The organism is Pyxidicoccus sp. M15, from assembly GCF_056858435.1.
In genome coordinates, this window is record NZ_CM166495.1 from 2,840,084 (window position 1) to 2,863,202 (window position 23,119).

Genomic DNA, 23,119 nt, shown 5'->3' on the forward strand with positions numbered 1-23,119 from the left:
CCCTCCGGATCAACCAGCTAAACTCGGAGGCATGCGTCCAGGGGAGTATCTCACCGTCGTCCTGCACCAGACGCGCTCGCCCGACAACCTGGGGGCCGTGGCGCGCGTCATGGCCAACTTCGGGTTTTCACGGCTGATTCTGTCGGACCCGGCCACGTACTCCTTCCGCGGCGCCGAGCGCCTGGCCGTGAAGAGTGACGCCGTGCTGGAGCGCATGGCCGTGGCGCGCGATCTGCCGGAGGCGCTGAAGGACTGCGTGTATGCCGTTGGCACCACCTCTCGCACCCAGCTCAAGGGGCGCACCGCCCTGACGCCGGAGGAGGCCGTCCGGAAGCTGGCGGAGGAGAGCGAGCGCGGGCGGGTGGCGCTCGTGTTCGGTGGCGAGCAGCGGGGCATGTCCGACGAGGAGCTGGCGCGCTGCACCGACGTGCTCGTCATCCCCACCTCGGACGTGCAGCCCTCCATGAACCTGGCGCAGTCCGCGGCGGTGCTGCTGTACCTCTGCCACCGTCAGGGGCTGGCACCGGTCGCGCCCGCGGTGGCGGAGACGCTGGTGGAGGGCGCGCGCCTGGGCACGCTCAACGCGCTGGCGGCGCGCATGCGCGAGGTGCTCCTCAAGGCGGAGTTCCTCAACCCCCAGGCGCCGGAGCACGTGCTGAACGAGCTGGAGCTGACGTTGATGCGTTCGCGGCTCACCCAGCGCGAGGCGGAGCTGTGGCTCACGGCCTTCAAGCACCTGGGACGCGCGGTGGCGCGGGGCACCTCCACCTGACGGAGGGGATGCCCCGGCGCCGCGGGACTGCGAAGCGACGACGGCCTTAGGCCGCCGCCTCCTTCTTGTACGTCTCGCCGTAGTGCTTCTCGCACAGGCCCGCCTTCATCGTCTTCACGCGGCAGTCGGCCTTGGAGCAGGTGCGGTAACGGGAGTGGGGCAGCTCGCCCTGCCGCCACTTCTTGAAGTGGAAGAAGCAGTAGTTCTTGGCGCGGTAGGGGCGCTTGCAGCCCTCCACCGTGCACGCCTTCTTGCCATTGCCCTTGGCGGTGCGCGGCCAATGGGTGAGCTTCGTCGTCTGAGCCTCGGCCATCTGGAACTCTCCTGCGAAACGATGCGGAATCGCGGCGCCACACCGAGGTGGAACCCGCCGCCGGGTACGGAAAAAGGCGCACTGTCTAGCGCCCATGCCACCCGAACGCAAGGAGGCCGGAGAATGCCGGGAGCCCCGGAGGGGCCCGCCCCCCGTCAGGGCATGGGTGCGCCGTCCTCTGAACCGTCGGCGTCCGCGTCCCCTTCCTGCGAGGGAGGCGGCCCAAGGAAGGCCTTGGTGCGCGGGACGGGCGACAGCAGGTCCTCCAGCACCGACTGCCCCCGGGTGGGCTGGCGCTGCGGCGTACTGGAAGCCAGGGTGGGAGCGGGCGTCTCCTCGGCCGGCATCTCCTCCAGCTTCACCGTCACCTTCATGGGCCGGCCCAGCCGGTGGACCTTGAGGCGCACGGGGCGGCCCACGCCCCGGGCGGCCACCTGCCAGCGCAGGGTGTGGGCCCGCGACACGCTCCGCGCGTCCAGGCCGACGATGACGTCTCCGGCCTGCAGGCCCGCTCGCTCGCCCGGCCCGCCCTCCGCCACCTCCGTCACCACCACGCCCCGGCCGCGCGGCAGGTTGTAGGCGTCCGCCACCTCGGGCGAGAAGTCCTGCACGCTGATGCCCATCCACCCGCGCCGCACGCGGCCGTGGGCCCGCAGCTGCGGAATCACCGTCTTGGCGATGTCGATGGGGATGGCGAAGCCGATGCCCTGGCCCGCCACGTTGACGGCGTTGGCCACCGCCACCACGTCGCCGTGCAAGTCGAGCACGGGCCCGCCCGAGTTGCCCGGGTTGATGGACGCGTCCATCTGGATGTAGTCGAAGTCGCCGTCGCGGCCGTTGGGCGTCACGTCCGTGCGGCCCATGTAGCTGACCACGCCCACCGTCACCGAGTGCGTCAGGCCGAACGGGTTGCCGATGACGACAATCCAGTCCGCCGAGCGCACGTGCGTCGCCGAGGCCAGCTTCAGCACCGGCAGCCGGCGCGGGGCCTCAATCTTCAGGAGGGCGCAGTCGGTGCGGTCATCCTGGCCCACCACGCGCGCGGGGTACTCCTCCACGCCGCCGCGCGGGTGCAGCAAGGTGATGCTTACCTCCGTCGCGCCCTCCACCACGTGCGCGCTGGTGAGGATGTAGCCGTCCGGGTGGATGAGGAAGCCGGAGCCGATGCCCTTCTGCGGCTCCTCGCCGGACACGGCCGTCTCCGCCGTCTCCTGCCTCGTGGTGATGGACACCACCGCCGGCATGGCCCGCCGCGCCACCTCGCTCAAGGTGGCGCGCTGCTGGTGCAGCGTGCGGTTTTTGGCCTCGAGCCACAGCCGCTCACGCCCGCGTCCGGCGGCCTGCGCTGGCAGCACCAGCGCGCTCACCAGCGCTGCAAAGAATACGACGCCCCTGACTCCGGCCCTGCCCATGGCCCCGCCTCCGCCCCAACACCGCCTGGGCGCAAGCTAGGGAGTGGGGATTTCCAGCGGAAGCGGGCCTGGAGGGCGATCTACTTCTTCTGAGCGATGATGCGGTTCACCGCCGCACGGTCCTCGGCGCTGATGCGCTCGCGCGGCGGCGCATTCGTTGGCCGGGAGACAGCGTCCTTCGCATCCTCGTACGCGTCCTCCAGCCCGTCCTTCACCCGGTCCACGGCGTTCGGCTTCACGTTGCGCTTCCACGCCCGCTGCATGTGCTCCAGCGGCGAGCGGCCATCCACCTCGCCCGACGCCAGGAAGATGCCGAGTCCCACCGCGCAGGCCGTCCAGACGATGAACTTCAACGCTCCCATTCTCACAGCCTCCTACCTCTTCGTACATCGACTGGAGGCGGCTGGCCAGTTTCCGACCGCGGGTGGGCGCAAGTCGCTGACAGGGCGGGGTGGGGCCCTTATGGTCCGCGGGCTTGCACCCTGAAGAACTCTTCCAATCGGCCCGTGAGCGGGCGGCGCAGCTGGACGTGGGACGTGGTGACGCGGCGGTGGAGCGCGTCCGGGCGGCGGCGTCCGCGCTGTTCGCCCGCATCCCCGAACCCCCGGTGTACCGCCGCGCGGAGGACCCCACGCGCAAGGCCGCGCAGGCGCTGCTGCCGGAGATGGAGCGCGTGCTGGCGGAGGCCCTGGCGGCGGGTAGAGACCCGGCGGCCACGGCCGCGCTGGACAAGCTGGTGAAGGCGCTTTTGGCCCATGGCGAGGCGCTGTGCCACACGGCGGACGGCCGGCTGGAGGCGGCCGAGACGGCCTGGCGGCGCGCGCAGGAGCTGGAGCGGGCGGCGCACCCCACGCGGCACCTGGTGACGGCGCCCCCGCGCCCGCCGCCGGTGTTCGACAAGGGCTCCCGCGTCTCCCGGTATGACCCGCGCTCCGCGCCCCAGGCGACGGTGAAGCTCGTGTGTCCCAACACCGGCTGCAAGCGGGTGAACGACTTCGCCTTCCTCACGAGCCACCCCTACAACCGCTTCGTCTGCCCGGTGTGCCACACGCCCTTCCTGGGCTACTTCGGCGAGCTGCGCGGGCTGGAGGTGGAGGTGCGCCGCAGCTCCAAGCGCTACTTCTTCACGGTGGACGAGGTGGGCCCCGCGGGCACCACGCGCATCGAGTTCGAGGAGGCGAGCGGCCAGGAGTTCCCCGCCGCCCGGCGTGACTTGCTGGCCTTCCTCTACACGGAGGCGCGCGAGCTGAAGGCGGTGGTGAATCTCACCAACCAGAAGCTCATGTGGGTGAGCCCGGCGTCCACGTGCTTCGTGGCGACGGTGGCCTTCGGCGAGGGCGCGCCGGAGCTCGTCGCGTTCCGCGCGTACCGGGACGACGTGCTCAGGAAGAGGGCGCTCGGACGCGTGTTCATCCGGGGCTACTATCGCTGGGGCCCCGGGGTGGCGGCATGGGTGTCGCGCCGTCCCATGGCCCGAGGCGGCGTGCGGTGGGTGTTGCGGCGGGTGCACGGCCGCCTGACGAGGAGTGGACTCGCGTGACGCAGGAAGGAATTGGAGCCCCGCCGCCCCCGAAGAAGGGCCGGGGCACGAAGGTGGTGCTGGGCCTGCTGGCGGGGCTGGGGCTCGGGGGCGTGGTGTACCTCGGGGTGATGGAGGCGCAGCGCGCGAAGCTGGTGCCGGACGGGACGTCCGCGCCCGCCCTGGTGATGGAGCGCCATGGCGGCGGGACGCTGAAGCTGGAGGAGCTCAAGGGCCAGGTGGTGATGCTGGACTTCTGGGCCACCTGGTGCCCGCCGTGCCGCGAGGAGATGCCCGCGCTGGTGAAGCTGGCCAAGGAGTACGAGCCGCAGGGGCTGGTCTTCGTGGCGGCCAGCCGCGACGACGGGCCCCGGGCGCCCAGGCTGGTGGAGACCTTCATGAATCGCCACCTGCCTGATTTGCAGCCCTACGTCGTCTACGCGAGCGACGAGGTGGCGCAGGCCTTCCAGGTGACGGCGCTGCCCACGCTCTACTTCCTGGACCGCGAGGGCAAGGTGATGGACGCGCAGCGCGGCTCCCTGTCCGAGGACGCCCTGCGCCGCCGCATCGAGCGCGCCCTGAAGCAGCAGTGAGCCGCCGGGGCGCATGGCGCCCCTCCAGTTCGACTACTTCTTGTCCTTCTCCGGAGCCGTCCCGGGGGCGGGCGTCTTCCCCGCGGGCGGCTGCTGCCCGGCGGGGACGACGGTCTCCTTCGGCGCGGTCTCCACCTCGGAGCGGACGAGTCGGAAGTCGACGCGGCGGTTCTTCGCGCGGCCCAGCGCGGTGTCGTTGGTGGCGATGGGCCGGTCGAAGCCGAAGCCCGCCGAGCTGAGGCGCTTGCGGTCGATGCCCTTGCTCACGAGGTACTCCAGCACGGAGCGGGCGCGCTTGTCGGACAGGCCCATGTTGAGGGCGCGCGAGCCGCGGTTGTCGGTGTGGCCTTCGATGAGCACGGGGCCCAGCGTGGGGTTCTTCCGCAGCACCATGGCCACCTCGTCCAGCAGCGGGTACGAGCGCTTCTGGATGACGGCGGAGCCCGTCTCGAAGAGCACGTTGCCCTTGATGCGGATGCGGTCCGACTCCACGAAGACGTAGGGCGGCGAGTCGAACGGGCAGCCGTTGTTCTCCGGCGGGCCGAACAAGTCAGGGCAGTCGTCCTCGTTGTCGGGCACCTCGTCGCCGTCGGTGTCCGGGCAGCCGTCGTAGTCCTTGGGGCCGGGCTTGTCCGGGCACTTGTCGAAGTCGTCGGTGATGCCGTCGCCGTCGGTGTCCTTCTCCGGGCAGCCCTTGCGCTCCTTGGGGCCCTTCTCCATGACGCAGCCGTCTTCGCCGTCGACGACGCCGTCGCCGTCGTTGTCCGGGTCCATGCAGCCGTCGTTGTCCTGGAACCCGTCCCTGTCCTCGGGCTCGGTCGGGCAGCGGTCTCGGATGTCGGGCACGCCGTCGCCGTCCGAGTCGACGAACTTCTCGTCGTAGCGAATCGAGAACATGACGCGCAGGGCCTCGCGCCCGTAGCCGCTGGAGAGGTTGATGCCGCGGCCCACGTTCAGCTCCAGGCCCCAGTTGCCCCACACCTTCGCGCGGGCGCCGACCAGCACCTCCCACGGCGTCTTGAGCGAGTCCGCCTGGTCGAAGTTGAAGGGGCGCACCAGCGGCGTGCCCAGGTGCATCTCCGCCACGCCCTCCACGTCCATGAGGCGGCCCAGGTTGGGCAGCTCCGCGATGGCACCCGCGCCCAGCGTCAGCTCGTCATCCACGAGCAGGTTGAGGTACTGCGCATGGGGCCGCAGGCGCACGCCCACGTTGCCCAGCACGCGGAAGGGAATGGGGAGGAAGGTGAAGCGCTGCTCCACCGCCAGGCGCGGGGCCCAGAGCACGCCGCGCTCGCCGGTGAAGCTGGACGCGCTGCCGGTGGGCAGCCGCACCTCGGCGACGAGGGACAGGCCCACGGGGAACTTCTCGCGGTCCAGCAGGTGCACGCGCGGCAGGAGGCGGATGTCGCCCAGCGTGGTGCTGCTCACGCCCGCGGCGCCCGGGAAGTCCGGCGCGTCGAGCGCGTCCTGCAAGAGGTCGAAGTTGTCCCCCTGCAACAGCGTGAAGGGCAGGTCCACCGCCAGCTCCAGCCGCTCGTGCAGCTGGTACGCGAAGAGCAGGTGCGCGTCGAGCCGGTAGGGCAGCAGGTCCCCCAGCTTCTCGTCGCCCAGCTTCAGCGCGAGGATGCGCCAGTTGAAGTCGAAGAGGAGCGCGCCCCGGAAGCTGCCGACGGGCTCGCCCGAGGCCGCGCCCTCCAGCGCGATGCCGCTGTGCTGCGCGGCGGTGGGCTTGACCGGGACGGCGTCGAAGCCACGGGAGAAGGGGTCGTGTTCCGCGCGGGCCGCTACCGTGAACAGCAGCAGGCCCAGGGTCGCGAGTCGGATGACTGAGCCGCTCAGGATGCCTCGCATGGCTCAGGCTCTTAGCACTCGATACCGGAGGGCGGAAGCAAATGACCCACCCTCCGGTATGGATACAGTCCTGTCTTATTTCTCCATGACGGACTGCGCGGGGATGACTTCGATTGCGTCCGGGCGCAGGGGCAGCTTGAAGGTGGACAGGGACTCGTCCTGCTTCAGCAGCGCCGCGTCCTTGGGCGAGGCGTAGGTGATGGGGGAGGGCTGGCCGGAGCGCAGCGCCTGTGTGAGCCCCTCCGCGTCCTGGGTGACGAAGGCGAAGTTGAGCGCCTCCGGGTGGACGTGGCGGCGCAGCGCGTCCTGCACCGTCTGCGGCGTCATCTTCGAGAGCGCCTGCCGGTACTGCTCCAGGAAGTTCGGCGTGCCGTAGTAGAGCGAGTCGATGGCGTAGCCGAGGCGCCGCTGGTCCGTCTGCTCCCAGAGGCGGGTGTAGCCCTGGAGGTAGCCCTTCATCAGCTCGAGGCGCTCCTGCGGAATGCCCTCCTTCACCAGCTGGTCCAGGAAGTACACCGCGCCGCGGGTGGCGAACATGCCGTTGGCGGGCACCACCGGGCGAATCCAGATGGAGTGGAACTGCTGGGTGCGGGCGATGTTGGTCCGGTTGTACGTGGAGCCGGGGTCCTCGATGAAGCTCTCGGCGTAGGCGTAGTTGCCGTAGTTGAGGCCGCGCTTCTCGCGCAGCTCGTTGAAGAGCACGCCGAGGAACTGCCGGTGCTCACCCAGGTGGGAGAAGGCCAGCGCGAGCGGGAAGAAGTCCGGGTCCCCGCGGCGCACGGGCGTGACGTAGCCCATGCTGATGGCGGTGGAGAGGGTGGACTTCTGGACGATGACGGCGCGGCCGGCCGTCGTGGGCACGGGCGGCAGCTGCACGAGCGGGGCGCCCTGCGCGGGCAGCGCGGACAGGCGCTGCGTGAGGGCCTGCTTCAGCGCGTCGTCCACGGGGCCGGCGAGGCCGATGACGAGCCGGTCCTGCGTGAAGACGCGCCTGGCGTGGGCCTTCACATCGTCCAGCTTGATTGCCTTCAGCCCCTGCACGGTGCCGCCCACGTAGTGCGCGTACGGGTGGCCCTGGTAGAGCAGCGCGTCGAGCGCGACCTTGCCGAGCGCCTCGTCATTGGCGCTGCGCAGGCCGTTCTCCACGTCGCTGATGGCGTTGGCGCGCAGGCGCTCCAGCTCGGCGGCGTCCAGGCGCGGGTTGAGGACGACGTCGGTGAGGATTTCCATGAAGCGCGGCAGGAAGTCCTTGTGGACGCGGCCGGAGAAGGTGGTGAACTCCTTGTCCGTGTACGCCCCCAGCTGCGCGGCCATGGGGTAGAGCGCGTCCAGCAGCTGCCCCGACGTGAGCTTCTGCGTGCCGCCCTGGGCCATCAGCGTGGCGGTGAGGTCGGTGAGCCCCTCCATGCCCTTCGGGTCATCCACCGAGCCCGCGCGGAAGACGAGCCGGAAGGCGACGATGGGCGTGTCCGGGCGGGCCAGCACCACCAGCTCCATGGGCTTGGGCTGGCGCATCGGCGCGGCGGGCACGGACTCCGGGCGCGCGGGAGGCTGCGGCTCGGCGGGCTTTGCCTGCTCCAGCGCGGCGGAGGACGGCACCGCGGGGGGCGGTGCGTCCGTGTCTGGGGGCGGCGTCTGGGTGGTGGCGCAGCCGGCGAGTCCCACGAGTGCGGCGAGCGAAACGAGAGCACGGGTCTTCATCACTTCGTCCCTCCGGCGCCGGCCGTCTTGGGGGTGAGGCTGAGCTCGATGAGTCTGTTGGCGGTGAGGTACTTCTTGGTGAAGTCCTGGAGCTGCGCGGGCGTCACCTTGGACAGGTTCTGCAGGTGGCGCTGGAGCCCGTCGGGCGTGCCAAGGATGCCGGCGTACCAGGCGAGGCGGATGCCCACGTCGCGCGGCGTCTGCAGCGACATCAGCGTGCCGTAGCGCGCATTGTCCTGGATGGCCCGCACGCGCGCGGCGTCCACGCGGCCGGCGGCGAGGTTGCTCACCTCCTTGAGGAGGGCCAGCCGCACCTGCTCGCGCTGACGCTCGTCCTTGAGCGTGGCGGTGAGGCTGAAGAGGTGCGGGTCTCGGTGCTCGTTGTAGTCACTGCCGATGTCCTCCACGAGCTGCTTGTCCAGCACCAGCGACTTGTACGCGGGGCTGGTGGGGCCGGTGAGGTAGTCCACGAGCACCGTCTGCAGCGCGGCGTCCATGGTGGTGGCGGACGCGGCCGGGGTGCGCCAGGCCAGAATCTGGCGGGGCTGCGTGGGCTGCGGCCAGTCGATGTGCGCGGAGCGCGGGCCGCCCTGCGCGGGCTCGGAGGGGACCTTCACGGAGGCGACCTTGCGGTCCCACGGGCCGTAGTTCTCGCGGACCAGCTGCATCACCTTCGCGTCGTCGAAGTCACCGATGATGAAGAGCAGGGTGTTGTCGGGCGTGTACCAGCGCTGGAAGAAGTCGCGGCTGTACTGGTAGGCCTGGGGCATGGCCTTGATGTCGTCGTAGAAGCCCAGCGTGGTGTGACGGTAGGTGTGGCGCTGGAAGGCGGCGGCGTTCAGCTCCTCCTCCATCTTGAGGTACGGCGCGGCGGCGTTCTTGTGGTACTCGCCGAGCACCGCGAGCGCCTCCGTCTGGAAGGCGGGCTCCGCGTACTCGAGGTTGCGGAAGCGGTCCGCCTCGATTTCGATGAGCTGGGGCAGGCCGGCCGCGGGGCCGTAGGAGTAGTAGACGGTGACGTCGTCGGTGGTGAAGGCGTTGTCGTCGTAGCCGAAGGTCCCCATGATTTTCTCACGGTCCCCTTCGGGGTGCTTCTTCGTGCCCTTGAACATCATGTGCTCGAAGAAGTGGGCGAAGCCCGTCTTGCCGGGCTCCACCTCGTTGCGCGAGCCCACGCGCACGACGGTGACGTAGGCGATGATGCCCTGGGACGGGTAGGGCACGCGCACCACGGTGAGGCCGTTGGGCAGCTTTTCCGTGTTGAGGGTGTAGGGGAAGGAGGCGGTCGGCCCGGACTGGGCGGCCGCCGGCAGGGCGGAGCCCAGCAGGAGCAGCAGGAGGGGGAGCAGTCGTCTCATTCGGGTCCTCGTGGCCGGGAGACAACCCGGCGGGGAGGCGACCCTACGACGGCTCGGTCGTTGGGGGTGCAGGTTGTGACGTGAGTGTCCGGCGGCGTGCGCCGAAGTGCGGCCCGGGACGGTCAGGAGGATTGACGGACCCCCGTCAGCGGTTAATGTGAGGAAGCGCGGTTGAAGCCGACCGCGTGGCAGTCGCAGTGGCAGTAGCAGTCCACCCACCGGGGGCGACCTGGTTTCGACGGGGGCATTGAAGTTCGAGACGCGTGCCGAGCTTGTCTGGTAGCTCGTAAATTCAACCCGGCAGAATCACAAAAGCCAACGACAACGTTGAGCTCGCGCTGGCTGCCTAAAAACAGCTTCTAGTGCGCGGTCCCCCCGCCCTCGGCCTGTGGGGTTGGGTCAGACCGTCATAATGCAGGCTGGCTGCCAAGGGGGCCTGGACCCGAGGTGGCGAGATCTTCCCAGGACCGGCTCGGAGTATCCCGTCCGTGGGAGCCTCCGGGACGTAGCAAATCGCGGACTACGCACGTAGGGTCGAAGAGCAGAAGGCTTTCGGACGCGGGTTCGATTCCCGCCGCCTCCACATTCAGAAGCCCAGCAATCTCACCGGGTTGCTGGGCTTTTTCTTTGGCCTCGGTGCCTCATGTGCCCTCAGTGGGCCCCTCCGGCGTCTCTGCCCGGTGCGGCGTGGAGCTGGGGCACGGGCCGGTCGAGCTGCTGCACAGTGCTCTCCCGCGCCTCCGGCGCAAGGTGGGCGTACCGCATGGTCATCTCGATGGTCGCGTGGCCCATCAGCTCCTGGATGACCTTGAGCGGGACGCCCCGCATGGCGAGGTGACTGCCGTAGGTGTGGCGCAGGTCGTGCCAGCCGATGCGCCCCTGCTCGCGGCAGATGCCCGCCCGCTGTACCGCACGCTGGAGCGGCACCTTCATCAGGCCATCGGTGAGCGGCTGGCCGTCCTGCTGGCAGAACACGTAGGGCCCGCGTAGGTGCCGGTGCCCCTTGAGTGAGTCCACCGCCGAGGCCGGCAGGTCCACCGTCCGCTCGCGTCCGCCCTTCGGTGAGCCCGTCACCCCGCGCCAGATGGTGCGCCGGACGTGCAGCTTGCCGCGCTGCAAGTCCACGTCGCTCCACTGGAGCCCGATCAGCTCTCCCTGCCGCAGGCCCGTCTTGAGGGCCACCAGCAGCACCGGCCGCCACTCCGGCTCGGCGTCGGCAGTAAGCCGCTCGGCCTCCTCGAAGGTGAGGAAGTCGAAGGCAGGCTTCTCCGTCCTGAAGAGCTTCACGCGCGGGACGTGGGCGATGACGCCCTGTTCCTGCGCCAGTGCGAGCAGCTTGTGCAGCACCGTGAGCACGTTGTTGATGGACTTGAGGCTCAGGAGCTTCGGGCCGGTGCCCTTGCGCTTGCGGAGGGCTGCCCGCGTGGGGGCGTCCTTCCGGGCGCGTGCTCCTGACGGCTTCTTGCGCATGGCGGCCTTGAAGTCCTCGATTTCCGCAGGGCCGATGGCGTCCAGGGCCATGCTCCCGAACGCGGGCACGAGGTGGCCATCAAGAATCTGCCGCTTGGTGACGACGCTGGAGTGCTTGTTGTTGTTCTCGCTGTACGTGATGAAGCGCGGGACGAACTCCCCGAGGGTGAGGACCCGGCCCGTCTCGTTCTGCTTCTCCTTCCCGAAGGTGCCGGTCAGGAGGGCATGGCGGACCTGACGCTCGTACTCCTCGGCGCCCCGGCGGGTGTTGATGGGCGATGCCTTGCGGATTCGCTCCACCCTCCCGTTGGGGTGCTGGTACTTCACGTCCACCCACCACGCCTCCTGCACCTTGCCCTCCTTCGTCTTCCACTTCCGCAGCCTGACGCTCATCGCTTCTCTCCGAGCGCAGGACCGCTGTGACCCGGCATCCAACGTAGCAAGACGACGCGGCGGATGCGGATGGATCGTCCGAGGTGGAGGACTCCGGGCACCTGTCCGAGCCGGATCGACTCGTAGAGCGTCTTCCGGTTCACGCGCAGGAGTGCTGCGGCCTCTTCGACGGTCAGGAACTCGGGGGCGCTTGCACCGGCCTCGCGGGTGTCCTGCGGCCTCTGCTCGTTGCCAGCACACGCGCTCATGGCTCGTCCCCCACCATGTGGGCACCGCGCGCAGGGCCTTGCGTACGCCCCGCCTCCATTCGCGCGTCGTCCAGCACCATGCAGTAGGCGCGGACGCGCTTCCCTTCGACGGACACCTTCCGCGTCAGGTGCCCTTCGTCCTTGAGCGCCAGCCCCTTCGTCACCAACTCCGTCAGCACCTGCCGGGTATCGAAGCGCCCCTCCCGCGCGATTTCCTGCATGGTCGTCTGGAAGATGGCGACGATGCTCCGTCCGTTGGCGTCCTTCTCCTCTAGCACCATGCCTGGGCGCTTGAGGGCGACGGGCTGGGAGAACCCGGTCCAGTTCGCGGTGACGTGGTTCATGATGAGGTCGTAGGCCGCATCGGCTGTCGTCTGCGTTTCGCGAGACTCCTTCCGCACGGCGGCACAGAAGGCTTGCCCCGCGTCGAGTGCGGCGACTCGGGCGCTGGATTCGTCTTCGCCGCAGACGAGCGTGCGCGCGAGCACGTCGGCCAGTACCAGCAGCGCCGCGTAGCGTGCCTGCTCCGTCGTTTCGGTGGCCATCTTCGAGGTGAGCTGCCGATGTTGCTCGCGAAGTTCGTCCAGACGCTCCGCACGGATGAATTGCTCCATCAGCACGAGGATGAAGGCAGGCCCCGCGTGTCCGTGGTGCTTCTCCAAGCCCTGATGCGTGAGCGTGGCGAGGTTCGCGTCACCGAGCGGCTGGGCGCATACCTCCAGCGTGCGGTTCTTCGCTCCCGCCGCGCCGCCGACCTGCAACAGCGGCTTCTCTCCGGAGATGAAGGCCAGCGAGCGCCAGGTCTTCCGCGTACGCAACTCTCCCGTCTGCGTCGCGCGAGCGCCGCTCGTTTCCGTTCCGACGATGTAGGCCATCAGGTGGGTCATCCCCTCGCGCGTCACTTGCGTGTCGTCAATCCAGGTGGGCAGGTCGCGGTGCCGGGCCAGTTCGCCCTGCAACGCGGCGGACGACACATCGCCGCTGACCTTGAGGCCCGAAGGGCGGCCCCACACCGAGGTGGTGGTGGCCTGCACTGCGGACTTCCCCGCGCCGGAGGGCCCCCAGACGGACAGGCACATGCTGCGCAGGCCCAGCAGCCGCAACAGGGGCGCCGCGAAGCCGGCAGCCCACGCCATCTCCGCGATGGGGCTCCTGTCGCGCACGGCCAGCATCAGCCGCAGGTGCTCGTCCACCGAGCCGCCCGGCACCAGGGCATCAACGAAGGCCGCCTCACCGGGCATGATGACCCGGCCGGGCTCGCCAATGACCTGCCGGCCCACGACGAAGCTGCGCATGTCCTTCGACCAACCGCTCTGGGTGAAGATGCGAACCCTGGGCAGGCTCGCGTGGCAGTGCTGCTCTTGGGCCTGGAGGAAGTCCTGCACCCGCTTGCTGTTGCTGCTGGTGAGGGGGGCGCCTCTTCCGGCCAGCTCCAGGATGTCGTTCCCCGACACCTTGGCGCGCGGCATCGTCTCCGAGCGCTCCCGGTCGCCGTGCAGCCAGCGCACCGTCACGTAGCAGGTGCCGTGCTCATCCTCGCCCGTCTCCGTGATGTTGATCGGAGCGGCAGCAATGGCGGAAAGGTTGCCCTTGTCGGTGTACTTGAAGATGCCGAGCGAGAGACCGTCGTGGACGGCGTAACCCGGTGCGGCTATCCAGGTCCCAACCTCGGGGTGCTGTCCAGGGGCGGGGCTGGCCTCGGTTGACGGGCGGTGCCCACCAACGGCACGCGCAACTGCGGCGAGCTGTACGGAATCCGCCAGCGACGCGGCGTACTCCGCATTCACTCGCTGGAGCACCTCGGCCGCTTCGCGCGCGTCATGGTCATCACACGCCATGGCATCCACGGTCGGCCCGAGGAGTCGCAAGAGCGTTGCGTCGGACGCCTCGGGGCACTTGAAACGCAGGTACGAAATGAAGGCCCAGAGGTTGTCTTCATGGTGTCCCTTCGGGAACAGCTCCCTTGCCGCCAGCATCCGCTCCACTGCCGCTGCGTGCTTCGGGTCGGTCGCCTCGCGCAACCGCTTCCGGAGCTGCACCTCGGTGAGCCCATCATGGCTGGGCGGCTGCCACGCGTTGACCGTGTTGACGGGCAGCACCGGGGCGGGACGGGCACGCTTCGGCTGGGCGGCGTTGCGGATCCACTCCGGTGCTTCCGCGAGCGGAATCTCCGAGGGTGCGAGCCCCTTCTCCCATGCGTACCTCTCCCCGGTGCGGTGGAGGCTGAGCGGCGCGATGACGTACCCACCGTCGCCTCGCGTGTCGATGCCGGGCGCGATGCTTCCAGCCTTCGACACCATGCCCGAGTGGCGGAAGTAGACGTGACAGCCGCCGCCGCTGGTGCGCGCCGTGACGGTCTCGGGAAGCTCGCCCCGCTCGTCCGCCAGTTTCAAAAGCACCACCACCCCGTCGGCTTTGGCGTCAGCGTCTACAACGTCGATGCCGGAGGTCGCGCCCGTGGCAATGGCGACGTTGGCCGTAGGCCACTGCCGCCACCACGCGCGAATGAGCGCCGCGTCCGTGGTGGCGTCCTTCATGCCGTTGGCAGTGCGCGGGTGCTTGCCAGCGTTGCCGCACCGCTCGCCCTTCGGACAGGCGCAGATGAGGGCTCCGGAGGGGGAGCGAACGGGCTCGTAGCAGGGGAAGACGCGCCAGCCGCGCCCGGCGTACTCCAGGGCTGCTGATTCCAGTGAGTGAGTCGAGTCCGGGTGAATGGCTTCCACGACAGCTCCAGAGACAAGAGGAAATGAGAGGGGGGATTCGCGGTCAGCCGGAGGGCTGGCGCGTTGACGTTCAGCAACGAAGCGGGGCGGAACAGGGAGCGGGGTCAAAAGCGGGGCAGGGCTAACCCGTGAGACTCACTCTGGAATTTGGCGACCTGCCCCGCTGCCCCGGCACCCCGGCGGAATACACACGAGTCTAAGCAAGAGGAATGAGAGGAATTGAATGACTGGCAATTGTCGTCTTGGGGGTTGTGTTCCTCTTCCTATCTCTCTCTCTTCTCTGAAACAGGCGGGGCAGGCGGGGCAGAGAAACGAAGGGCGCGCAAAAGAGTTGTGGTCTCGGATACTTGGCGTGGCGGGGGCTGCCCCGCTTCGTGCCCCGGTGTGGAGGGGCAGCGGGGCCAAGGGCCTGTGACTGGGGAAGCACGGCTGAAGGCTTCGCGCCCACGCCTCCCGCATTGTCACCCCGCGAGCTGGTAGACGCGCGGCACCGCACCGCGCACGCCGGGCCTGTAGCGCAGGGACGCGCGCACCACGCCGGTCGCGAGAAGAACGGTGAGGGTTCGGCGGATGACCTGCTCTCCGGCTCCGAGGCTCGCGCGCAGCTCCTTCACGGAGAGGCCATCGGGCCCCGCTTGAGTGAGCGCCGCGATGACGTGGGGACGGTAGGATTCGATAGTCTCAATCATGTTTGATTTTCTTTGTCTCCCTCCCAGCCGGTAAATGCGTGCGGTAAATGCGGGTGGCTCACGGGCTCCGGCAGTGATGGGCGGTCGTGCCCGGCTTGCTTGCAACGCGGGGGGCCTGGCATTCCGCAGCCTGCCCTCGCGGTGGACGGACCTGGAGGCATCCCCCCGGCTCCGATTTCCAAAGCGCAGGCACTTGGGACCGTGCTCGGCGGTCGTACACGCTCAGAAAATTTCCAGAAAAACTGGGGGCCCCGCTGGTTTCGCCGTTCGTACCCCCTGAAATCTTGCCGAAACGGCGCCCACAGGTGCGGGGAGTGCAACGGCGACCGGAACTGGCGCCTCACCTGCTAGGTTGGGCGAAGTTCTTAGGAGGTTGTCTGCCGGTGCCTTCTGTCCCACGTCGGCTCGTTCTGCTGTCTGTCCCCCTGCTGGGCGCGAAGGCCATGGCCCAGGACGCCCCACACGGGCGAGAGCTGAAGCGGCGTCGTGTGGCGCTCTCCGTGGCCACGGCCGACAAGCCAGTAGAACTGCGCGTCGCTCCCGACTACCTCACCACCCTGGAGTTCGACTCACCCGTGGACCGCGACGCGGTAACGCTCGGCGACTCGGGGGGGCGCTTCTCGCTGTTCGAGGTCACCAATCGCGCCGTCGTGCTACGGCCGGCAATGGAAGTAGCGTCCGGGCAGAGTGTGGCGCTGACCGTGCCTTTTACGGACGGCTTGGCCCCACCCCGCGCCGTGTTCTCGCTCGTCACGCACGCCTCCGAAGTGGACGGCCAAGTGATGGTGTCGCGGCTGCCGCGCACGGCAGAGGCAGTGCAGGCCGAACTGGACGAGTTGCGCGCCGCGTGCGCGGCCAAGGATGCTGAGCTGGAAGCGCTCCGAGTGCGCAGCGCTGCGAGCGGCCCGGCTGGGATGATCTTCACGGGCCTATTGAATTGGCCGGGAGTCCAGGCCAGCAAGGTCCTAGAGGTGGGACTGCAAGAGGGTGGGCGACTCATGCCCGAAGAGGTGGTCTCCTTTCGGGCGAGCGGCTGGGCCGCCGTGGCCCTGTGGGTGCGCAACACTGGCTCGGAGCCTTGGATACCTACCGAGGCGCGGCTTGCCACCGTCGCGAGCGGCGAGCGCATCAATGTGCTTGCGGTGCGAATGCGGGAGCCGCGGATTGAGCCGGGAGGGACGACCCTTGTAGTAGTGGAAACAGGGGCTCCGAGCTGGCCGGAAGGCGCAGCCCTCCGGTTGGAGCTGCGCGACAGCGCTGGCGCCCGGCGCCTTCTCATCCCGCGCTTCGCGTTCTAGAACCGCTTCGCATGTTGACCGCGATAAGCCCGGCGCACCTGCAACCCGGGCAGATGGTAGACGGCTGGCGTGTGCTGCGGCTGCTGGGCTCGGGCACCTACGGCGCCGTCTACCTCGTGGAGAAGGACGGCCAGCGCTGCGCGATGAAGATCGCCATGCACCGCGCCAGCAGCGGGGACGCGGAGCAGGCGGATGCACGACTGATGCGGGAGATGGTGTGCCTTGTCCAGGTCAGCGGCCATCCCAACATCGTGCGCGTCCACGCCCACGGGCGCTGGCCTGATGTGACCAAGGGCTGGCTCTACGTCGTCCTCGACTACGTGGAGGGCTACACGCTGGGCGAGTGGGTGGAGAAGACGCACCCGACGGCGCGCGAGGTGGTGCGCGTGTTCGTCAGGCTCGCAGCGGCGCTGGCCCACCTGCACGCGCGGGGCGTCTTTCACCGGGACTTGAAGCTGGGCAATATCCTCGTGCGTGCCTCGGACGGTGAGCCCTTCATTCTGGATTTCAGCGCGGGGGACTACACGCTGGCCCCGGAGTTGACGGACACGCCGCTGCCGCCCGGCACCCGGCGCTATCGCTCTCCCGAGGCGTCGCGTTTCCTGCGCGAGCACGGGGACGAGCACGGCGCGCGCTACGAGTTCAATGCGACCGATGACGTGTACGCGCTGGGCATCTGCCTTTATGACGTGCTGACGAATGCGCAGCCAGCCAGCGAGCCGCCGCGTGTGCTGGTGGGGGGCCAGTGGCCGGCACCCGCGCCCCACACCCTCAACCCGCGAGTGCCCGAGCCGCTGAGCACTGCGGTCCTGCACTTCATAGCCCGCCAGCCGGAGAAGCGAGCGCCCACGGCCGAAGTCATGCGCCGGGAGCTGGAAGCTTTGCTGTCGCAACAGGGTGGTGAGTGGGTAGTGCCCCTGCATGTTCCTGCGCCGCACCTCCTGCTCGCTCCCGACACGCCGCAGGAGGAGGAACCGCAGGTGGCGCACCGGCCCCCACGGCGGCGCGTAGCGGGCGCGGTGACCGCCGTGGCGCTCGGCGTGGTGGTGCTGGCTGCTTACGCGCTGCTGCGCCACTCCACGCCTCCAATGACGCAGGCTCCGGAGGTCCGAGCACCCGCCCCGCCTTCCGTCACTCGGGACGCAGGTTCCGGCGCGGTGGCCGCCACCTCGCCTCCAGCGCCCGCCACGTCCTCCCCTGGGGTAGCTTTACCCCCTCCCGCACCTGTCCAGAAGGAAAGCCCTCCCGTGAAGCGCGCTCCCGCTCCCATGCCCCTCCCAGCCGAGCCCACCGCCAGAAAGCCGAAGGATTCCGCCTCGCGTCCGAGCTGGCCCCCGTCGCCCTGGGCGACCTTTCTCAAGACGTGCACGGGTGCGACGATTGCCGCAGCTTTCCAGTTGGGCTGCCCGGGTGCCCAGGTTCGTCCCGAACCCGCTGACTGCCCTGCCGAGGCGCGCGATGCCATGTTCAATTGGGAGCGCAAGGACGGGCTACGCTTGCCCAAGCGTGCGAGCGTGCAGCTCACCTTGGACAGGCGACAACTCGGTGCCCAGGGCGAGTTGGGGGTCTACGCTGATGGTCCCGTGACTGGAGTGGTGCGCAGAAGCGATTTGAAGGGACTGCCGGTAGGGACGCTGCTTTCGGGCTATCTGTGGACGAGTGGCGAGGTGGCCGTGGGCCGCTACACCGAGGCGCAGCTTCCCGATGGCCGCACCGTGCCGGTCTGCATTGTGCTGGGCCCTGATGGGTATGTGCCTGCCTCCGTGAAAGGCCCCGATTCAAGACCAGGAGCGGTGCAGCTCCCTCGGACGTTCCCGGCCTATGCCGTTGAGCGCTGGCCGTAGTTCCCCGGGGGGGGGGCGTAAAGCTTCTTTGCAATTCAGGGCTCCCTCTTTTCACTTCTGGTGAATAAGATTTCGAAGTTTTTTGACCTGTCACGTCGTTCCTCTCGGAGTGGGCTGGCAGTAGCTTGCGTCTGCCTTTGCGCAATCCCTTTCGCCTCGGCACCGGAGCTTCCCGCCCATGTCCAATCCGTCTGACTTTCGGCGTGCCGAGAGCGTTGTCCTATTCACGAATGGCGACACCTCCTACGAGTTCTTCCGGGACCTGGGGCAAGGGCGTGTCGGCGAGCGAATCCTCCTCGCCCAGACCCGCACGGGACAGCGGCTGGGCTCCTGTGTGGTGCTCAAGTGCGTGCCCCGGCCGCAAGCGGCGAACCTGACCGAGAAGTACCGGCGCACCCGTGCTCGGCTGGAGGAAGAGGTCAGGCTGGCGCAGTACCTCCAGCATCCACGCATCGCCCGCGTCTACGGCCTCTTCGAGATTCCTTGTGGACTGTGTGTGGCGATGGAGAACATCGAGGGGCTGACGCTCAACACGCTGCTGAGCGTGGCCCAGGCGTGCGGGCGCTACTTCTCCGAGGCGTTCACCCTCTACGTGGGTGCCGAAGTCGCGGCGGCCCTGGGCTACGCGCACACGCGCACGGATGGCGCGGGCCTGCCGCTGGGCATCGTCAACCGCGACGTGAACCCAGCCCGTATTCGCATGGGCCCGCACGGCGAGGTGCGGCTGACGGACTTCGGGGTGGCCCTCTCGCATTTGGCGGGCCGGCTGGCGACCTCGCTCCCGCGTCCCCAGGGCGAAGTTCTCTATGCCGCCCCGGAGATGTTGCTGGGAGAGGTGGTCGACGCTCGGGCTGACCTATTCTCCCTGGGGCTCACCCTGCTGGAGTTCGCCACTGGGCGGCACCTTTATGACCCAGGCCACCTGCGCATTGAGGACGTGGAGGCGCGGCTGTCGAAAGAGGAGAGGGAACAGGCGCTCGCGGCCTCGGTGGCGTCCATGGTAACGGAGCTGCCGCCATTCGCCGAGGACGCCATCTGGTGCGCGATGGCCTACCGCTCCGAGGACATAGAGCACGCGGCGGAAGGGTTGCCCGTACCCCTTCGGGACATCCTCCACACGCTGCTGCGGCGCACCCCCGCCGAGCGCTTCGCCACGGCCGCCGAGTTGGAAACCGTCATGCGTGCGCGGCTGGCGCAGATAGGGCCATACTCGGGCGAAGACGCGGTGCGGGAGGTTCAGTGGGCGCTGGTGGATGCGGGTGACAGGCTCTGGGACTTGGAAGTGCCAGAAGACGAGGGTGGCATCACACCGCCCGTGACTGAAGCCGCCAGCGCGGACGAGCTTTCGGCAGAGACCGAGCCCTCTAATGGTTCGCGAACGACTGCTGCTTCAACGCGCCACCCGGACGATGTGACGACCGTGCCCGGTGGAGGGCCGCACCGCTCGCTCAAGCAGCCGCCAATCTGAAGGGCGCCTACTTCCACACCGAGGGCAGGCCAACACGCAGGAAGGGTGTCCTCGTCGCGCACCGAGAATGCACAGGTTTCAGGTGTCCCTGCGGCCAGGGACCACACAAAGTGCGGGAGAGCCACAGAGTCGGGCAGGCCCAGGTTCAGGTCCACTGGCCAACGAAGTAGAAGGGACCCCAGTCCTGATATCTGGGAAATTCGCGCCGAGTGGCTCGTTGCGCGGCGGCGAACGCCTCCAGCCGATTGGAACCGGCGTTCAGGGCTGTGTAGAGCGTCACGAAGAATAGCTTGGAGGCGTCGGCATCCACCGGCCAGAGAGTGCCAATCAGGCAATGTGCGCCGCCCAGGAGCAAGCTCGCGGGCAGCCCACGCAGGTTGTCACCGGCGTCGAACCGTCCCAGCGTGGTTTCGCAGGCGCTGAGTGTCACTAGGTGCAACTGCGAGAAGTCAGCCGAGAGTAGCTCGTAGGCGTTCACCCGACCGTCCCCCCCTTCATCCCGCGCCGTGTACAGGCACTGGAACGCAGGCGCAGCGACGTTATGCCGCCCGTGCATCGAGAGATGCACGGACCGGACCGTCGTCAAGGCGTCGAGGACCGCTGATTCCTTCGCGTCGCGCTCGAAAACAGGCTCAACACCTAGCACGGCCGCAACCTCCTCCACCTCATCGCGCGATTGGGGCAGATCAGGCAAGCCGTACGGGTTGACATCTCGATACTCAAGCCCAATGACCCTAGTTCCACCAGAGGACTTGCGCTGCTCATCCTCCACCGGAAGGGTGCTGCGGCGGTTCGGGAACAGGAGGAGCGGATGCGGCAGGTACGTGACGATCCACTGTGTCGCCAACGGCCGGTTGGATGCTCCGATCAAGTGGAACGGATAGTAGTGCAGCGCTCCATGCGGAACGATGCAGATGTGATTTTTGCCCTGGGCCCGGAGCTGTTCCAGCACCTCCGCGCCGCCGAAGAAGTGGTCGAACCCTTGGGCGAGGATCTCGGCGGCCTCGGGCGAGACGCGCTGTCCCTCGGGAGTCTGGAGGAGGTGCTTGCGCAGGTGTCCGACAATTAGAGCGGTGCACTCGAACTCGGCATGTTGGTCGCGGGTGCGGGTCGACACCTTCCACGTCCCAGGCAGGCCATAGGGAATGCAGTGGAACAACTGCTGGTCGCGGGTCACCAGGAAGCTGTAGATGGCCGTGAACCTGTCGTGAGGCCCTATGTACAGAAAAGCCAGGACGGTCCGCTCGTCCAAGCAAGCTTGGTACCTTTTGAAGAGGCAAACAGGGGGGGGGCCACGGGCGGGCGCGAGGATCGCCTGGGAAACCCGGCGGTCAAAGCTGCGCTGGAGATTGGCAAGCCGCTGGCGGGCGGTCGCGCCAGGTTGTTGCTCGACTGCACCGACGTACGCCCCGAGCACGAGCTCTTCATCCAGGAGAGGTCCCTGGTTCGCCTCATCGGCCGCCGAGGACTCCGGCATTAGTGCTATCTCGGCAGAACGGATTTGTTCGAGCAGCTGGCACCCGGCCTCATCCTCCTGCCAGCGGTAGCGCGCCCCCTCCTGCAGCACAGCACCGAAGCGCAACCCCTTGGCGAATTGGCAGAGTACGAATTTCGCTTCGGTGCTTATCTTCCTTTCGTAGTTGGCGAGCAGTCGCGTGCACAGATCGTTGACCGCCGTGACGGCTCGGTCCCCGAGTGCGGCCTGGAGCGGAACGGCCAAGGCCTCCAAGGCACGCAGCGACTCGCCCACCACCCCTGCCGGCTCGCCATGGCGACCTGCCAAGTCGAAGATGCGCTTCCAGCAGAACATCGCCCGATTGGTCAGCCCCAAGCTCAGGTAATGTCGCGCCGCCTCCGCATTCAACCTGATGGCTGTCGCGTAGTCTTTGGCCTGGAACGCGTGTCCGGTCCCATTGTAGCGCAACTCGGCGCGCAGCAGCTCGATGGCGTGCTCGTGAGCCGCCACGAAATTGGGAACCACCTTGACCACGTCCTCCACAATCGTGATGGCCTCGGATTGCAGGTCCCCGCGCAATCCAGCCACCGCCAGCGCGATGAGACCCTCCGCCGGTGAACGGTGAGGGACACCCTCGCGGTCTTTGCTATCAATAAAGCGTCGGGCCTTCTTGAGGAGGCCGCCCACGGATAGCTCCCGCGGGATCCAGTCGCGCCAGATGTCGAAGATCAGCCTGAGTTCCAGTTGCCAGAACGCGACTCGACCCAGTTCTGATTCATCGGCATACTGCTCGCGCACCGCGTCCATGAGCGCGAGGGTTTGGACGGGGTGGCTATCCCCCAGAACAGAGAGCGCCCCCAAAAACTGACCTCTGGACACACCGCCGGCGTAATCCACGAGTTGGTGGCAAAGGGTACCGACTTGGCTGGGGGAGAGTGACTCTCCCCACCGGCGCAAGATCGGCAGCACCGTCAAGCGGGCGGGCAGGCCCTCCGACTCGGTCAATGTGATGGCCTGATGGCACAGCCCCCGGATTACCTCGGCCTTGGCAATCTTCGTCCCAATCAGCTGTTGCCACTCGAGTGCCTGAGCCAAGTCCTTCAGGCAGTACCCCAGGGCTGGACCCTCGAGTAATGATACCGCTTCGCGCAGGTAGCGCTCCGCTGCCGCCAGCGCGTCGGCGGGTTCAGGCATCAGCCATCGATCTTGGGACAACCCGATGAGCTCGTCCCGATGCTCCTCCTGGAACCGCGACATCCACCGCGCATGATCCGCGCGAAAGGTGTGTAATCCACTTTCGGCCGTAAAGGCCGTATATGGGAGCAGGTGCAAGGTCCCCAGGCGGTAGAGGGTTGTCCCCCGCATCTCAGCCAGCTCCGGCTCTGTCAACTCGCTGAGCAGGCGTCCGCCCGCGCGCAGTGCGTCTCGGTAGATGCGCCCGTCCGCGTGCTCGACCAAGAATACGCTCGCCAGGTCGAGCCAATCGAGGTCATGGCCGCGACGCATCTGGAGCAGTTCCTGCGGTGCCTCCACCGCCGGAGGGCCTCCGTGGAGCGCGGCCCCCAGGAGCCGCATCATGATCACCGCATCTCGTGCCGCACCAGACATCATCAGATCGTCCGCCCGCGACTTCACCCACGCGGCATAGGCCGGCGAGAGCAGGACACGGAATTCGGGCGCCGCCGCCAGATTCATGGCGTGCGCCATCGTCACCTCGCTGGCGCGGACGCGATTCCAGAGCTGTTCTACCGGCCCGGTTCCGAGGGGGAAACGTTCGCGGCCCTCCTTCAGGGCATCCAGCATCCTGCGCGCATAGCTGATCGCTTCGTGAAGGGAGCGGGCCGCAGCGGGCGGCAGCGACCGGAGATTCGCCTCCGCGCCCTGCTGAAAAGCGCGGGACAAGAGCTGCGGGTGGGCGAAGAGAAACTCGTGCCTTCGCTCCCGGCCGGCGATCGACGCAAGCTGTTCGAAGAGCGCGAGATCGGGATGCGGCGTTTCCATGAAGTGCTCC

The 23,119-nt window shown here is 68.2% G+C and carries 17 protein-coding genes and 1 other RNA gene; 7 read left to right on the forward strand and 11 right to left on the reverse strand.

Annotated features, from left to right (window positions below; translation table 11 throughout):
- The first annotated feature begins 31 nt into the window (after window positions 1-31).
- Window positions 32-772 (forward strand): RNA methyltransferase, encoded by a 741-nt coding sequence (locus ACX9TP_RS11540; RefSeq protein WP_482979756.1) that lies wholly within the window; start codon window positions 32-34, stop codon window positions 770-772.
- Window positions 773-818: 46 nt separating this feature from the next.
- On the opposite strand, the gene ACX9TP_RS11545 is transcribed toward ACX9TP_RS11540, so the two are convergent.
- The 3 genes from ACX9TP_RS11545 to ACX9TP_RS11555 form a co-directional block, all read right to left on the reverse strand.
- On the reverse strand, window positions 819-1,085 hold the full coding sequence (locus ACX9TP_RS11545) for a vegetative protein (RefSeq protein WP_482979757.1): 267 nt from the start codon (window positions 1,083-1,085) through the stop codon (window positions 819-821).
- Window positions 1,086-1,240: 155 nt separating this feature from the next.
- On the reverse strand, window positions 1,241-2,497 hold the full coding sequence (locus tag ACX9TP_RS11550; RefSeq protein ID WP_482979758.1) for a S1C family serine protease: 1,257 nt from the start codon (window positions 2,495-2,497) through the stop codon (window positions 1,241-1,243).
- An 80-nt stretch (window positions 2,498-2,577) separates the two neighbouring features.
- Window positions 2,578-2,859: a hypothetical protein gene (locus tag ACX9TP_RS11555; RefSeq protein ID WP_482979759.1), complete on the reverse strand. Its 282-nt coding sequence runs from the start codon at window positions 2,857-2,859 to the stop codon at window positions 2,578-2,580.
- 113 nt (window positions 2,860-2,972) lie between these two features.
- Here ACX9TP_RS11555 and ACX9TP_RS11560 point away from each other — a divergent pair, with 113 nt between their 5' ends.
- Entirely contained in the window at window positions 2,973-4,037 is a 1,065-nt protein-coding gene (locus ACX9TP_RS11560; protein WP_482979760.1) for a CFI-box-CTERM domain-containing protein, read from the forward strand.
- The gene (locus tag ACX9TP_RS11565) at window positions 4,034-4,609 is read left to right on the forward strand and encodes a TlpA family protein disulfide reductase (protein ID WP_482979761.1); all 576 of its coding nucleotides are present in this window, start codon (window positions 4,034-4,036) and stop codon (window positions 4,607-4,609) included. Before ACX9TP_RS11560 ends, ACX9TP_RS11565 begins: the two co-directional genes overlap by 4 nt.
- Before the next feature lie 33 nt (window positions 4,610-4,642).
- Here the strand turns inward: ACX9TP_RS11565 and ACX9TP_RS11570 are convergent, their stop codons facing one another.
- The 3 genes from ACX9TP_RS11570 to ACX9TP_RS11580 form a co-directional block, all read right to left on the reverse strand.
- Window positions 4,643-6,460, reverse strand: a complete 1,818-nt coding sequence (locus ACX9TP_RS11570; RefSeq protein WP_482979762.1) for an OmpA family protein — start codon at window positions 6,458-6,460, stop codon at window positions 4,643-4,645.
- Between the two features lie 75 nt (window positions 6,461-6,535).
- Window positions 6,536-8,161, reverse strand: coding sequence for a M16 family metallopeptidase (locus tag ACX9TP_RS11575; RefSeq protein WP_482979763.1), 1,626 nt, complete (start codon window positions 8,159-8,161; stop codon window positions 6,536-6,538).
- The gene (locus tag ACX9TP_RS11580; protein ID WP_482979764.1) at window positions 8,161-9,519 is read right to left on the reverse strand and encodes a M16 family metallopeptidase; all 1,359 of its coding nucleotides are present in this window, start codon (window positions 9,517-9,519) and stop codon (window positions 8,161-8,163) included. Before ACX9TP_RS11580 ends, ACX9TP_RS11575 begins: the two co-directional genes overlap by 1 nt.
- Window positions 9,520-9,739: 220 nt before the next feature.
- Here ACX9TP_RS11580 and ssrA point away from each other — a divergent pair.
- Window positions 9,740-10,105: a transfer-messenger RNA gene (gene ssrA / locus ACX9TP_RS11585) on the forward strand.
- 65 nt (window positions 10,106-10,170) lie between these two features.
- Here ssrA and ACX9TP_RS11590 read toward each other — a convergent pair.
- The 4 genes from ACX9TP_RS11590 to ACX9TP_RS11605 form a co-directional block, all read right to left on the reverse strand.
- Complete coding sequence (locus tag ACX9TP_RS11590; RefSeq protein ID WP_482979765.1) at window positions 10,171-11,382, reverse strand: tyrosine-type recombinase/integrase; 1,212 nt, start codon at window positions 11,380-11,382, stop codon at window positions 10,171-10,173.
- Window positions 11,379-11,630, reverse strand: a complete 252-nt coding sequence (locus ACX9TP_RS11595; RefSeq protein ID WP_482979766.1) for a helix-turn-helix domain-containing protein — start codon at window positions 11,628-11,630, stop codon at window positions 11,379-11,381. Before ACX9TP_RS11595 ends, ACX9TP_RS11590 begins: the two co-directional genes overlap by 4 nt.
- The gene (locus tag ACX9TP_RS11600) at window positions 11,627-14,353 is read right to left on the reverse strand and encodes a bifunctional DNA primase/polymerase (protein ID WP_482979767.1); all 2,727 of its coding nucleotides are present in this window, start codon (window positions 14,351-14,353) and stop codon (window positions 11,627-11,629) included. The genes ACX9TP_RS11595 and ACX9TP_RS11600 overlap by 4 nt, the downstream gene beginning before the upstream one ends.
- Window positions 14,354-14,814: 461 nt before the next feature.
- On the reverse strand, window positions 14,815-15,042 hold the full coding sequence (locus ACX9TP_RS11605; protein WP_482979768.1) for a hypothetical protein: 228 nt from the start codon (window positions 15,040-15,042) through the stop codon (window positions 14,815-14,817).
- Between the two features lie 443 nt (window positions 15,043-15,485).
- Here ACX9TP_RS11605 and ACX9TP_RS11610 point away from each other — a divergent pair, with 443 nt between their 5' ends.
- From ACX9TP_RS11610 to ACX9TP_RS11620, 3 genes are all read left to right on the forward strand, one after another.
- Window positions 15,486-16,340, forward strand: coding sequence for a DUF2381 family protein (locus ACX9TP_RS11610; RefSeq protein ID WP_482979769.1), 855 nt, complete (start codon window positions 15,486-15,488; stop codon window positions 16,338-16,340).
- A gap of 11 nt (window positions 16,341-16,351) precedes the next feature.
- Window positions 16,352-18,184 carry a serine/threonine protein kinase gene (locus tag ACX9TP_RS11615; protein WP_482979770.1) on the forward strand — a complete coding sequence of 611 codons (1,833 nt, stop codon included), beginning with the start codon at window positions 16,352-16,354 and terminating at the stop codon, window positions 18,182-18,184.
- A 178-nt stretch (window positions 18,185-18,362) separates the two neighbouring features.
- On the forward strand, window positions 18,363-19,652 hold the full coding sequence (locus ACX9TP_RS11620; RefSeq protein WP_482979771.1) for a serine/threonine protein kinase: 1,290 nt from the start codon (window positions 18,363-18,365) through the stop codon (window positions 19,650-19,652).
- A 145-nt stretch (window positions 19,653-19,797) separates the two neighbouring features.
- Here ACX9TP_RS11620 and ACX9TP_RS11625 read toward each other — a convergent pair whose 3' ends face one another.
- Window positions 19,798-23,109, reverse strand: a complete 3,312-nt coding sequence (locus ACX9TP_RS11625) for a CHAT domain-containing protein (RefSeq protein WP_482979772.1) — start codon at window positions 23,107-23,109, stop codon at window positions 19,798-19,800.
- Between the last annotated feature and the right edge of the window lie 10 nt (window positions 23,110-23,119).

Excerpts from the sequence above, each read along its gene's own strand:
- ACX9TP_RS11540 (WP_482979756.1), top strand. The coding sequence starts at position 32 with ATGCGTCCAGGGGAGTATCTCACCGTCGTCCTGCACCAGACGCGCTCG.
- ACX9TP_RS11545 (WP_482979757.1), bottom strand. The coding sequence starts at position 1,085 with ATGGCCGAGGCTCAGACGACGAAGCTCACCCATTGGCCGCGCACCGCC.
- ACX9TP_RS11550 (WP_482979758.1), bottom strand. The coding sequence starts at position 2,497 with ATGGGCAGGGCCGGAGTCAGGGGCGTCGTATTCTTTGCAGCGCTGGTG.
- ACX9TP_RS11555 (WP_482979759.1), bottom strand. The coding sequence starts at position 2,859 with ATGGGAGCGTTGAAGTTCATCGTCTGGACGGCCTGCGCGGTGGGACTC.
- ACX9TP_RS11570 (WP_482979762.1), bottom strand. The coding sequence starts at position 6,460 with ATGCGAGGCATCCTGAGCGGCTCAGTCATCCGACTCGCGACCCTGGGC.
- ACX9TP_RS11575 (WP_482979763.1), bottom strand. The coding sequence starts at position 8,161 with ATGAAGACCCGTGCTCTCGTTTCGCTCGCCGCACTCGTGGGACTCGCC.
- ACX9TP_RS11580 (WP_482979764.1), bottom strand. The coding sequence starts at position 9,519 with ATGAGACGACTGCTCCCCCTCCTGCTGCTCCTGCTGGGCTCCGCCCTG.
- ACX9TP_RS11590 (WP_482979765.1), bottom strand. The coding sequence starts at position 11,382 with ATGAGCGTCAGGCTGCGGAAGTGGAAGACGAAGGAGGGCAAGGTGCAG.
- ACX9TP_RS11595 (WP_482979766.1), bottom strand. The coding sequence starts at position 11,630 with ATGAGCGCGTGTGCTGGCAACGAGCAGAGGCCGCAGGACACCCGCGAG.
- ACX9TP_RS11605 (WP_482979768.1), bottom strand. The coding sequence starts at position 15,042 with ATGATTGAGACTATCGAATCCTACCGTCCCCACGTCATCGCGGCGCTC.
- ACX9TP_RS11610 (WP_482979769.1), top strand. The coding sequence starts at position 15,486 with ATGGCCCAGGACGCCCCACACGGGCGAGAGCTGAAGCGGCGTCGTGTG.
- ACX9TP_RS11615 (WP_482979770.1), top strand. The coding sequence starts at position 16,352 with ATGTTGACCGCGATAAGCCCGGCGCACCTGCAACCCGGGCAGATGGTA.
- ACX9TP_RS11620 (WP_482979771.1), top strand. The coding sequence starts at position 18,363 with ATGTCCAATCCGTCTGACTTTCGGCGTGCCGAGAGCGTTGTCCTATTC.
- ACX9TP_RS11625 (WP_482979772.1), bottom strand. The coding sequence starts at position 23,109 with ATGGAAACGCCGCATCCCGATCTCGCGCTCTTCGAACAGCTTGCGTCG.